The organism is Nitrospinota bacterium, assembly GCA_029881495.1.
GTDB lineage: Bacteria > Nitrospinota_A > UBA7883 > JACRGQ01 > JACRGQ01 > JAOUMJ01.
Genome location: JAOUMJ010000044.1, coordinates 1 through 12,340 on the forward strand (window position 1 = coordinate 1; position 12,340 = coordinate 12,340).

Genomic DNA, 12,340 nt, shown 5'->3' on the forward strand with positions numbered 1-12,340 from the left:
CTGCCGTGGATAAATTTCATTACGGGTAAATCTCTGTTTATTAAGGTTTTTTATGAAGAGGTGATGACAAAGGGGCAACCACAGACTGAAATCCGTGGCGATTTCTCCTGGTAGCATAGGCTTTAGCCTGTGGTGCGTCCGAAGGACGCAGTTTGAGATCCGTGAAAAGCAGGAGTGGGGTTGGTTGCCCCTGCGGGGCAATCACAGACTAAAGTCTGTGCTACCGAATGCAGACAGGCAAAAATCCGTGACGATCTCTCCTGGTAGCATAGGCTTTAGCCTGTGGTGCGTCCGAAGGACGCAGTTTGAGATCGGTGGAAAGCAGGAGTGGGGTTGGTTGCCCCTGCGGGGCAATCACAGACTGAAGTCTGTGCTACCGAATGCAGACAGGCAAAAATCCGTGACGATCTCTCCTGGTAGCATAGGCTTTAGCCTGTGGTGCGTCCGCAGGACGCAATTCGAAATCGGTGGTAAGCAAATGCGGGATCGGTTGCCCCTGCGGGGCAATCACAGACTGAAGTCCGTGCTACCAAATACAGACAGACTGAAGTCTGTGCTACTGAATACAGACAGGCTGAAGTCCGTGGCGATCTCTCCTGGTAGCATAGGCTTTAGCCTGTGGTGCGTCCGAAGGACGCAGTTCAAGATCGGTGGCAAGCAAGAGCGGGATCGGTTGCCCCTGCGGGGCAATCACAGACTAAAGTCTGTGCTACCAAAAACACACAGACTAAAGTCTGTGCTACCGAATGCAGACAGACTAAAGTCCGTGCTACCGAATACACACAGACTGAAGTCTGTGCTACCAAAAAACAGACAGACTAAAGTCTGTGCTACCAAAAACAGACAGACTGAAGTCCGTGCTAACAGATACCCGCTTGCGCGTGGATGACAGGGGTGTTGCCGGATGAATTTTGACCACTATTCGACGGTTATAACGACATCCTTTACAGTTGCCGGCACATATGGAATAACCTCATCAAGTGTGTAGGCGTTGAGATTGTTTATGGCGGCGATGAAATCCGGATCGGAGCTTTTCGCAAGCCTCCCTGTCGTCTTGTCGTACTTGTAGTAGGAAGGTGAAGAGGCCGATGTTTTCATTGTCCCATCGTTATACGTTCCAAGGAAGCCGTAGTTCATGATATAGAAAGCGGGGTTGACGAGGTAGAGTACCGAGCGGATATCCGTCTGCAGGTTCTGGAAATCGGATCCTTCCGAGGAAAGATCCTTCTCCGCGAAATCGAGAAGGTGCTGGCGGGCAATTGAGTTACCGCGCTTATATGTCGCGTTGAAATCGGCTGTAATGACCCAGACCGCGACAGCAGCAGCGGTGTTGCCAGCCGCGTCGTATATCGCATCGACGAACGCGTTGAGTATCCCGGTAAATACCGAGCCGACGACCATCGAGAGAGAGGAATCCTCCCACACTCCTGTCATGTCGGTTCTATCCTCTTCCGGGAGCGCGAGATAGAGTTTCGCCGCGCCGACATCGGCCTTTGCCTTCGCCTTGAAGAGATACATCGTCCTCTTGTCGCCCCACCCCGGAACCGTTATGCCAAGTGCCTCGCCTGTCGCCAATCCCGGATGATACGAGATCCCGTTCACGGTAACTTCCGCGCCGTTGAGAGATATCGTGAGAAAAACCTTTTCGGGCTGTGCAAGGTTTGCGTTGAGGAGATCCTGGAGCGTCACGCCGTTGCCGGATGCCCACGCCCTTCCGAGCGTAAGGTCCTGATGGAACTTCACTTCGAGGGTCTTTACCGCGCTTGCACCATCGAAGGCAATGTCCAGGTAAACCGGCATCTCGGTCGTAAATCCGGCGTTCGCGAAGAAGTAGTTCTCCATCGATCTGTTCCATATGCACCGCCCCTTGATGCCGCCGCTCTTGAGGGAAAAGTGCAGTACCATTTCCGGCGCCGTTCCCGCGTCGGTGTAGAAGGCGGATACCTTCCAGTCATATGAAGCGCTCTTCTCAACCATGGCGCGTTTCGGCATGTACGGATCGGTTGACGGCGGCAGTGTTAATATCTCCCCTTCGACGCTCTCGGCAAGGAGGGGGAGCATGTCGACCATCATTCCCGCGATGGAAGTTTTCGTCAGCTCGGCAAGACCAATGTAAAGCGGTATCGCCGCGAATACGCCGTCCATCCCTTCACTCGCCGACGCCATCCTGGCCCGGCCCGCGGAGAGTGCGCCCGGTTTCGCCGCCGCCGAGAGATCGGTGATCGTGAGGCTTTCGGGAGCGCCGATTATGGATGTCTTGAGCGTTTCCGCGTTCGCCGCCGTGAAGTCTCCGCTTACCGTTCCTGTCGAAGCCGAATCGCTTGACGGAGTTTCGTCCTTCGGTTTGTCGAATAGGCCGCATCCGGCAAAGAGGGTTGCAGTCAATGCGAGCATCACAGCTATGAGAAGCGGATAATGTTTTTCCCCTGCGCCCCGCACAGCGAGGATCATTCGTAACGTCCTCATATTTTCATTTTACGCATTTAAAGGTTAAAACCTAAAAGCCGGACTTTATGAACGCGTGGAGTATCAGTGGAAATGGGCGATGAGAGTAAGCGTGACAAATCCGATTATCACGATGATGCCGGTAGCTATTGCTATCTTCCTTTCGGCGTAGGCCCTTTTCGGATTGCGGTCGATGAACGGAACCAGCATAAGCAACAGAATGAAGAGACCCGGCGCGCCGATGCCGATAGCTTTCGGCGCCCACGCTCCGAGGAAGCTGAGCTTTTCGGCAATGATAAGGATCTGAAACGCGGCAAGGAAGTACCACTCCGGCTTGATATGTTCCGGCGTGGTGAACGGATCGGCCTGTTCGCCGAGGTGCGGCGGGAAGAGGGTCGCAAGCGTGATGAGAAACACGAAAAGGAAAAGGCAGATTATTATCTGCTCGACAACGTGATCCGGGAAGAACCAGTGCATCTTCCCCTCTTTCACGAGGCGCTTTTTCTCCTCCATCGGGATCTTTTTTATTTCTACTTCTTTTTTCATAATTACATCGGCCCTGCTATTCCCTGCCTCCTTATCTGTATCAGATGGGCAAGAATGAAAACAACTATGGTAAGTGGCAATATTATCACATGGACCGCGAAGAAACGGCTGAGAGTAACCTGCGAAATCTCCTCTCCACCTCTCATAATTACCTTTATCATCTCGCCGACCACCGGGGTGGCGGCGGGCATCTCAGTTCCGACTACCGTCGCCCAGTAGGAGAGCTGTGTCCATGGAAGCAGATAACCGGTGAATGAAAATCCGAGCGTCAGAAGGAAGAGAACAATTCCGGTAACCCAGTTGAGCTCCCTTGGTGCCTTGTATATTCCGCTGAAATAAATCTTCCCCATATGAATGAAGACCGTTACTACCATGAGGTTAGCTCCCCACGCGTGAAGCCCCCTTACCACCCATCCAAATTCAATATCGTTCGTAATCGCCACGACGCTCTGATACGCCTTGTCCGTTTCGGGGATGTAATAGATCATCAGCAGAAGTCCGGTGAGCACTTGGAGGAGGAAGAGGAAAAATGTGATCCCTCCGAAACAGGAAAATATTCCGAGGTGCCCCGGCGCGAGTTTCGTAAAGACCTCGTCGTCGAGTATCTCCTTCAGGTTAAACCTCTCATCCAGGAAATTAAACCCTTTTATGAGCCACGGATTCCTTACCAGAATCGGCCCGAAGCGGAGAGTCTCCTTTTCCTTTTCGTTCTCCATGCTATGCTTCCTCTACCACAACCTTGCCCCCTTCGACGGAAGTGACAAACTGTTTCAGAGGGGTAGGGGCTGGACCGCTTACGGCCTTCCCGTTAATATCGAATACCGCGCCGTGGCACGGGCACTTCAGCGATAAATCCGAATCGGAATATTTAACAACGCAACCAAGATGCGTACACGTGGCGCTAAGGGCTATGAACTCCTTTTCGTTCGGCCTTACGAGTATGCCGGGCTTCCCCTTGAACCTGAAGAAACGGTGGTCGCCGATGGCAATTTCGGAAAGAGGTATCTGAACAGTGACCTTTCCGCCGCCGAGCCTCCCCGAACTTGGATAGAGATATCTGAAAAGAGGAAAAACCGCCCCTGCCACCATCGCGATCGTGGCGGCGGAAAGCGAAGCGCTGACAAACATTCGTCTGGATGACGGTTCGTCCGCCCAGGCTTTCTCCTCGTATTTACTCATATAACCTTTCCCAATATTTACTCTGAAAACACCTTTTCGTCACTGTTCATCTCAACTTCCATCTTCTCCTGCTGGATGATGCGGGGTGTATACACATAGTCAACCTTTGCAGAGACAAGAACCTCCCCGCCGGGTTCAACATAAAACACCATTTTTTCCTTTCGGGCCTCTCCAGGGGCGAGACGGTTATCCTTCACTACCTGCGACCCCTTGCCAAGCAGTATTTCGGCATCGGTGGTCAGCTCCCTCCCCTTTTCATCGAAAAGTATCTTTTCATAAACGATCTTTTTCGCTGGGATGTCCTTCCCTCCGGTAGTGATCTTGCACGTGAGGATCAGCTTCCTTGTCGGGATCCCCGTCGGCACATAGTGTCCCGACCCGGAGTTTTCCACTACAAGGTCTATCGTCACCCTGTCCTTGCCACGGGTGACGCCGGCGATTGTTACCTTTACCGCCTTCTTTATCTGCATAATGGAATGTCCCCCGGCAAGGTAGTGGCTGAAAACCTCCTTGCCCGAGTTTTTCCCCGCGCCAAGCTTCTGTTTCGGCATGTGGCAACTCTGGCACTGTACCCCTTTGGCGGCGTAGGGGCCGTTTAACCACTCGGAGTAGGTGGACATCAGTTTTATCCCGTTGGCGGAATATTCATGACACCCCGCACAAAGCTCCGACTTCCTGTGGATAGGGGAATTGATATGCGTGTGATAATCGTTCTTGCCATCCTCGTTCGGGGTTCTTATCCCTTTGCCGACCTTTAAATTAAACCTCTCGTTGCTGGCAGGGGGGGCGTTTGGATCCGCATCCACGATAGAGTGGCAGAAATGACAGGTTAACCCTTCACGGGTAACCTCCTGATTCAAGTCGTAATCGCCATTGATCATCGCCACCGGGGCATGGCAGTTTAGGCAGACCTTTTTGGCCTTTCCTTCGCTTTGCGTATAGGCTTCGAGGTACGATGTCTGGAAAATAGGGTCCGAAAGCGACTTGGCGTGCATCGATTCCCGCCACATTTCGTAAATTTCCTTGTGGCATGAGCCGCACTCTGACGAGGAGGAGACAACACCTTCCTTCAGTGGAGCCGGTTCCTTGGCATAGGAATTTCCCCGAATGGAAAAAGCTATCAGAACCGTAAAAGAAACAATTACTATTTTTTGCATCATCCCAACCAGCTTGCTTTTAATTCTTTTGGTATTATTGGTTAATTAAAAGGAATACTCTGTATTATGTCAAACATTTATTTGGAATAACAGCATGTCAAAAGACTACTACAAAATACTCGGTGTAGGCAAAAGCGCTACCCCCAAGGAGATAAAGTCGGCCTACCGCAAACTGGCGATGAAACACCACCCCGATAAAAACAAGGGGGACGCCGCGGCTGAAGAGAAATTCAAGACAATAAGCGAGGCATACGCCGTTCTGAGCGACGCGGAAAAGCGGAAAAAATACGACATGTTCGGCGATGATAAATTCCGCCAGCAGTATTCCCCCGACGATATTTTTGGCGGATCGAATATCAACGATATATTGCGCGAATTCGGATTCGGCGGTTTTGGAGGTTTCGGCGGATTCAGAACCGGCGGGTTCAGGGGGAGGGGCGGATTCGGCGAAAACCCTTTCGAGCAGGAGATGGAAAACCTAGATGTAACCTCCACGATGGAAATTTCCCTTGAGGAATCGGTACGGGGCGGTGAACGCCAGGTGACACTGCAGACCGGGAGCAAAAAAGAGGTCATAAACGTTAAAATCCCCGCCGGGATAAGAGAGGGGGGGAAACTGCGCCTCCCCGGTAAAGGGCAATCCGGCAGGAGCGGGAAGGGGAACCTGTATATAGAGATAAAGATAGCCAAACATCCGACCATATCCAGAACCGGCGACGACCTTATAGTTCACGCCGATATCCCGCTCTCAACAGCGATCCTCGGCGGCTCTATTGAAATAAATACTCTGGATGGATTGAAAACGGTAAAGGTCCCCGCAGGCACAGAGTTTGGCCAGAAAATAAGGATAAAAGGGGCCGGCGTAAAGGAGTTGAACAAGTCGCATACAGGCGACCTTTACATAGAGATCGGCATCAACATCCCGAAGAACCTGGACGACAAACAGAGAAAGGCTGTTGAAGATATAAAAAAGACCGGCCTCTAGATCGCGAAGACAACCGCATGCCTGTTCGGGGGCAATGACCGGTCTATCGCATGTAAACATATAGCTTATAGATGGAGCCGTTTGTTTCCGTTCCCGCGATCAAATTCTTATCCTTCGACATCGTGGCGTGGAACGAACCGTTTACATCCTTTGCAATTGTCCCGTCATTCGCGATGCTCCAGCTGAATCCCGGTATATCGATAGGCACGTCGTTATTATTTGAACGGACCACCTTGCCCGTAACATGCCGCTGGCTATAATTTTGCATAGAACTTGAATATTATTAATATGCCGACTCTTTCTCTCACCGGCCACACTACGTCATATTTTTGTGCATGTTGATCAGGGTTTGGCAGTGAAAACCGCACTGCCGCAAGAGGCATGGACCGCAAAGCTTGACCTTACTTCATTAAATTAAGAAAATAAGCCGATATCGTTGTATTCTGGGAGGTAAATGAAACAGACAGAACTGGATTATATCCTGACCACCATGCTGGAATCACATACGAACGTATCTGATCTCAATATCACAGTAGGAAGACCCCTGCAGGTGGAAAGCAACGGGCTACTCAAGGAGGTGGAGATAAAACCGAAACTCGGAAACCTCACCCCGTTCCAGACCGAGGAGATGGCTCTCTGTCTCATCAACTCCGACAAGCGCCTTACCGAGACTCTTTTAAGCAAGGGGTCGTGCGACCTCTCCTACATCCTTCAGGGGAAGGCGCGTTTCAGGGTAAACATATTTTCCCAACGGTCGACATACTCCATAGTAATGAGGAAACTTGAGGCCAGAATCCCCTCAATCGCCGAGCTGAAACTGCCGGAAGTATTCAACAAGATGGCGGAAGAAAAAAACGGGATGATATTCGTTACAGGCGCGACCGGAAGCGGTAAATCCACAACCATCGCCGCGATACTCGACCAGATAAACAGAACCAAACCGGTGCATGTAGTCACTCTGGAGGATCCGGTTGAGTTCGTGCACAACCATGTTAAATCGACCTTCAATCAGAGAGAGCTCGGCACCGACTTCGACACATTTGCAAACGGCTTAAGGGCCGCCCTGAGACAGGCGCCGAAGGTCATACTCGTTGGCGAAATGCGCGACAGGGAATCGGTGGAGATAGGGCTCGCGGCCGCTGAAACCGGACACCTTGTGCTTACGACCCTTCACACCATAAACGCGGGACAGACAATAAACAGGATAATAGGGATGTTCGACAAGGACGAGGAGACCCAGATAAGAACAAGGCTTGCCGAGACTGTTCGATGGATAGTTTGTCAGCGTCTTGTTCCAAAAGCAACTGCAGGGCGCCACGCCGTTTTTGAAATAATGGGCTCCAACCTTCGCGTAAAGGATTCCATCATCAATGGGGAAAAACCGGGGAAAACATATTACGAGATCATTAACGACGGCTCCGCAAGCGGGTGGAAAACTTTCGATACATCGCTTGTCGAATCGTTCCAGGCCGGACAGATCTCGGAAGAGACCGCGCTCTCCTTCTCCTCGATAAGGGCAAACGTAGGAAGAGGCATCGACGGGATAAAAGCGACGCGCGGACAGAAAACGAGCGACATCGACGAATTGCAGATAGACGGTGAATACGAAACCGCCCTCAAAAAAGGCATGAAGCCAATCAGGAAAAAGAAGAAGTAACACACTATGGAAATTACCTGCCAGAACTGTAACGCGCAAATCAAGGTGCCAGATCAAAAGGTTCCGAAAGACCAGCCGTTTGCGTTCAAATGCCCTTCATGCCAGGGGAGGATAATGGTCGAACCGTCGCAATCCTCCGGCGTCCGGGGAGAATTTTCGAAATCGGAGATCCATACGCCGCCTGCCGGGATAGCGCCAATGAAGGTAATGGACATAGGGAAAAGGACAGCCATGATCTGCCATACTAAATCCGAAACTCTCGCAAAACTGGCTCATGAGTTTGGCTATCAGGCATATCTCCCCGGAGACCATGTAACTGCCATCAGAAGTCTCAGATTCAACGAATACAGCATGGTTATATGTTCTTCCGAGTTCGAAAAGATCCCGCATGACAAGGCGACTATACTGCAAACACTCCAGCACCTGGGGATGGAGAAAAGAAGAAAGATGTTCGTGATCTTCATAGGCGAAGGCCACTCATCATTCGACCGGATGACCGCTTTAGCCATGAGCGTGAACCTCTTCATTGCGAAGAGCGACTTTGAAAATAATCTCAACAAACTGATGGTGCCGATAAAAAACGAACTTAATGAACACGAATTGAATTATTCCATTTTCAATAAGACATTGGCTGTTATAGGAGGCGCCTGATGGATACACCTATCGTTGAACGTTATTCCGATGGGCAGGTAATACTTACCGAAGGGGTGGTCAGTCAAAAGGCATACATAATCATATCGGGAGAGGTCGCCATAACCAAGAAAATCGGCAATCGGAATGTGACCGTCGGTATGCTTAAAGAAGGGGACGTCTTCGGAGAGATGGGGCTCTTTCAGGACAAAATGCGCTCAGCCAGCGCCATGGCAAAAGGGGACGTCTCGGTAGGGGTTATAGACAAGGAACGCTTCAACAGCCTCCTCCTCAGGTGTCCGGGGGATATGAAAATAATCATCAACTCCCTTATAGACAGGCTTCGGGGAGCCACCGACAAGCTGGCAGCCATAGGGCTGAAACTTGAACAGGCAAAACGTTCGATAGAGGCGCTATCCACCAAAGAAGATCTTGATTAATGCCCACCTACACTTATAAATACCAGACAAAAATTGGTATTAAAAAAGGGGAAGTAGACGCCGATTCACTGGAGGCCGCGGAGAACTTCCTAAAAAAGCAAAAACTTAACATTGTTTCCGTCAAGGAAAAACCGAAGGACCTTCTTGAAGGATTTGGCGACCAGCCGACCCAAAAAGACCTTGTCGTATTCGTGCGCCAGTTCGCAACGATGATCGACGCTGGCGTTTCGCTAGTGCAATGTCTCGACATACTTGGAACTCAGGCCGAAAACAGAACCCTGAGCAGAGCGACCTTCGACATCAAATCCCGTCTTGAACAGGGAGACACATTCGCCGACGCGCTGAGAAGGCATCCGAAGATTTTCGACAACCTTTTTTGCAACATGGTCGAAGCGGGCGAAATTGGAGGTATCCTCGACATCATCTTCAATCGCCTCGCCGCGTACATTGAAAAGGCGGCTGCCCTGCGATCGAAAATCAAATCGGCGATGGTATACCCGGTTTCCATCATGGTTATCGCTACTACCGTCGTTGTTTTTCTACTTGTTTTTATCATCCCGCAGTTTTCCAAGATGTTTCAGGACATGGGAGGAAGGGAACTTCCCGCTGTAACCAAGTCCGTAATTTTCCTGAGCGACCTCGTTATAAACAACTGGTATTTGCTCTTCATTCTACCGGTTGGCGGATACTTTATTTTTACGAAATTTTACGCCACCGAATCGGGCCAATATTCGATAGACAGGCTGGCGATGCAGCTCCCCGTGCTCGGAGTGCTGGTTCAGAAAGTCGCGGTAGCCAAGTTTACCCGCACTATGGGAACATTGATATCATCCGGCGTTCCGATCATGGAAGGGCTTAATATCACCGCCCGCACAGCGGGTAACAAGGTGATAGAAAAAGCCGTTTTGGCGATCATAGACGAGATCAAACAGGGTAAGGGGCTTTCCGACCCTCTCAGGGATCAGGGTGTTTTTCCGCCGATGGTCGTGCAGATGATAGGCGTAGGAGAACATACAGGCGCTCTTGATACGATGATGGAAAAGATCGCCGACTTCTACGATGCAGAGGTCGACGACGCGGTTGACGCACTTACATCGCTTATGGAGCCTATGCTAATGGTTTTTCTAGGCATCACCGTCGGATACGTCGTCATAGCCATGTACATGCCGATCTTCCAGATGGGCGCTGGAGGTTAGTGATAGAAGCAGTGCGCGAGAACAATAGAACCGGCTCGGGCTGAACTTCCATATCAAGATCAGAGGGGCAAATGACGTCTGGCGAAAACCATGAGAGCCGCGAAAAAAACAGCCGAGAGGTGATAAAAGCTCTCATTATTTTCAGAATAATCGTCATCTCCTTTTTTCTCGGTCTTCTGATAATATTCCAGATTCAATTCGGCAACCTTCCCTTCTCATTCCCTCTTTCGATGATCGCTGCCGCTACATATTTTCTTTCGATAATATATATCTACTTGTCCAAAAAAATTTCGCGAGTTTCGGCTTTTCTATATACTCAGCTCTTCATAGACCTGACGATGGAAACGGCGATCATCTTTTTCGCGGGGGGTGTCGACAGCCCGTTCACTTTCCTGTATATGTTCACAATCATAGCGGCATCGATAGTGCTTGAACGTCCATCCAGCTTCGTGATGAGTTCCACCGCGAGCATCCTGTACGGCCTGCTTGTCAATTTCGAATTTTACGGATTGATCCACCCCCTCCCGCTACTTGCGGGAGAGGGCAAAGGCGCTACAGGCGGATATATCTTTTTTACCGTTTTCGCGCACATTGCCGCCTTCAACATGGTCGCGTATCTTAGCGATTTCCTGTCTCAGAGATTTAGAAATATCTTCATTGAATATATTTCTAAAAGCAGGGACCTCACCGAATTAAAAGCCTTTCATGAAAATGTTATTGCCCACATGGGGAGCGGATTTCTCGCCCTTAATATGAATAAGAAAATTATTTCGTTAAATCAGGCGTCCTGCAAGATTCTCGCAAAACGTGAAAACCTCATCATCGGCACTCAGCTTGAGGAGGTTTTCCCGAATATCAAGCCGGATCTCTTTTCCTTGTCGGCTCTTCAGGAAAGCAAGGACAATACCGCCAGCTTTGAAACCGTATACACGGATCAGAACGGCAAGGATATCATTCTGACCTTTACGGTATCACCCTTTTACAATCCATCGGGGAAGAGCATCGGGTACATAATGATTTTTCAGGACGTGACAAAGATCAAACATATGGAACAAACCATCGAAAGATCCGAAAGGCTCGCCTCAATGGGAAGAATAGCCGCGGGTCTAGCCCACGAGATACGAAATCCGCTCGGCTCGATTAGCGGTTCGATACAAATGCTTAAAAAAAACAACATCACCAGCGGTAAAGACGATTCCAGCCAGACGCTCATGTCGATAATTCTTCGTGAAACCGAAAGGCTCAATCATATAATCGATAATTTTCTGAGCGCATCAACTACCATCGCAAAAACAGTAGAAAACGTAAACCTCTCTGAAATAGTCGGCGAATCGCTTCTTCTTTTCAGGAATGATAAAAGTTACAGCGACAGAATAAAGATCAAAACCGATATTGATGAAACTATTACGATCCAAGGGAATTTCGAGTCGCTTAAACAGGTTATCTGGAACCTTTTATTGAATTCCGCCCAGGCAATCGATAAGGAAGGGACTATTGATATCTCGGCAAAACCGAATGCAGAGAAAGGCAACAGCGTTACGCTGTTTTTTTCCGATACAGGGTGCGGAATTGACAAGGAGAGCCTTACAAAGATATTCGAACCTTTTTACACTACCAAGACAAAAGGGACGGGACTGGGTCTGTCAACAGCGCTAAAAATACTTGAAGCCCACAATGCAACTATTAACCTTACAAGCCGCAAGAATGAAGGGACCAACTTTCAAATAACTTTTCCCGCCCAATAGCCGACGGTGCCAGACCTTTCCCGTTAATCAATAGAAACGATTCCTTGCTAATGCGGCGTTCCTTTGATATAAATGTCAGATTGTTTGTGGCGCGGGGTGGAGCAGTTCGGTAGCTCGTCGGGCTCATAACCCGAAGGTCGCAGGTTCAAATCCTGCCCCCGCTACCAATAACATATTAATTCCAGCATCCAACCCAATCACTCCAGACATTTCCAGATTTAGCTACGCAGGATTTGAACACTTGCCTTCGTGCCCGACCGAAGAGGGAGGGCATTTCCGACAGGAAATAGAAGGCAATCCAAACAAACTTCCACAGCTCCTGCCCCCGCTACCAATAACATATTAATTCCAGCATCCAAC

Annotated in this window: 12 protein-coding genes and 1 tRNA gene; 7 read left to right on the plus strand and 6 right to left on the minus strand. The window is 49.9% G+C overall.

Translation table 11 applies throughout. The annotated features are described in order from the left end of the window. Positions 1-918 precede the first annotated feature (918 nt). The 5 genes from OEY64_12670 to OEY64_12690 all read right to left on the minus strand — a co-directional run bounded on the left by OEY64_12670 (position 919) and on the right by OEY64_12690 (position 5,330). Complete coding sequence (locus tag OEY64_12670; protein MDH5543801.1) at positions 919-2,466, minus strand: hypothetical protein; 1,548 nt, start codon at positions 2,464-2,466, stop codon at positions 919-921. Positions 2,467-2,529: 63 nt separating this feature from the next. Then, positions 2,530-2,991 (minus strand): hypothetical protein, encoded by a 462-nt coding sequence (locus OEY64_12675; GenBank protein MDH5543802.1) that lies wholly within the window; start codon positions 2,989-2,991, stop codon positions 2,530-2,532. A 2-nt stretch (positions 2,992-2,993) separates the two neighbouring features. After that, a complete protein-coding gene (locus tag OEY64_12680; GenBank protein ID MDH5543803.1) occupies positions 2,994-3,707 on the minus strand; it encodes a cytochrome b N-terminal domain-containing protein in 714 nt (237 codons plus the stop codon). A 1-nt stretch (position 3,708) separates the two neighbouring features. Next, positions 3,709-4,170, minus strand: a complete 462-nt coding sequence (locus OEY64_12685) for a Rieske 2Fe-2S domain-containing protein (GenBank protein ID MDH5543804.1) — start codon at positions 4,168-4,170, stop codon at positions 3,709-3,711. 17 nt (positions 4,171-4,187) lie between these two features. Beyond that, entirely contained in the window at positions 4,188-5,330 is a 1,143-nt protein-coding gene (locus OEY64_12690) for a multiheme c-type cytochrome (GenBank protein ID MDH5543805.1), read from the minus strand. 91 nt (positions 5,331-5,421) lie between these two features. On the opposite strand from OEY64_12690, the gene OEY64_12695 reads away from it, so the two are divergent. Then, on the plus strand, positions 5,422-6,312 hold the full coding sequence (locus OEY64_12695; GenBank protein ID MDH5543806.1) for a J domain-containing protein: 891 nt from the start codon (positions 5,422-5,424) through the stop codon (positions 6,310-6,312). A gap of 43 nt (positions 6,313-6,355) precedes the next feature. On the opposite strand, the gene OEY64_12700 is transcribed toward OEY64_12695, so the two are convergent. Next, a complete protein-coding gene (locus OEY64_12700) occupies positions 6,356-6,544 on the minus strand; it encodes a hypothetical protein (protein ID MDH5543807.1) in 189 nt (62 codons plus the stop codon). A 222-nt stretch (positions 6,545-6,766) separates the two neighbouring features. Here OEY64_12700 and OEY64_12705 point away from each other — a divergent pair, with 222 nt between their 5' ends. The 6 genes from OEY64_12705 (at position 6,767) to OEY64_12730 (ending at position 12,147) form a co-directional block, all read left to right on the plus strand. Then, the gene (locus OEY64_12705) at positions 6,767-7,969 is read left to right on the plus strand and encodes a PilT/PilU family type 4a pilus ATPase (GenBank protein MDH5543808.1); all 1,203 of its coding nucleotides are present in this window, start codon (positions 6,767-6,769) and stop codon (positions 7,967-7,969) included. 6 nt (positions 7,970-7,975) lie between these two features. Continuing rightward, positions 7,976-8,620, plus strand: coding sequence for a zinc-ribbon domain-containing protein (locus tag OEY64_12710; GenBank protein MDH5543809.1), 645 nt, complete (start codon positions 7,976-7,978; stop codon positions 8,618-8,620). Continuing rightward, a complete protein-coding gene (locus tag OEY64_12715; protein MDH5543810.1) occupies positions 8,620-9,039 on the plus strand; it encodes a cyclic nucleotide-binding domain-containing protein in 420 nt (139 codons plus the stop codon). The genes OEY64_12710 and OEY64_12715 overlap by 1 nt, the downstream gene beginning before the upstream one ends. Beyond that, complete coding sequence (locus tag OEY64_12720; GenBank protein ID MDH5543811.1) at positions 9,039-10,235, plus strand: type II secretion system F family protein; 1,197 nt, start codon at positions 9,039-9,041, stop codon at positions 10,233-10,235. The genes OEY64_12715 and OEY64_12720 overlap by 1 nt, the downstream gene beginning before the upstream one ends. A gap of 71 nt (positions 10,236-10,306) precedes the next feature. Next, complete coding sequence (locus tag OEY64_12725) at positions 10,307-11,980, plus strand: ATP-binding protein (GenBank protein ID MDH5543812.1); 1,674 nt, start codon at positions 10,307-10,309, stop codon at positions 11,978-11,980. 90 nt (positions 11,981-12,070) lie between these two features. Then, positions 12,071-12,147, plus strand: a tRNA-Met gene (locus OEY64_12730). The last annotated feature ends 193 nt before the right edge of the window (positions 12,148-12,340 follow it).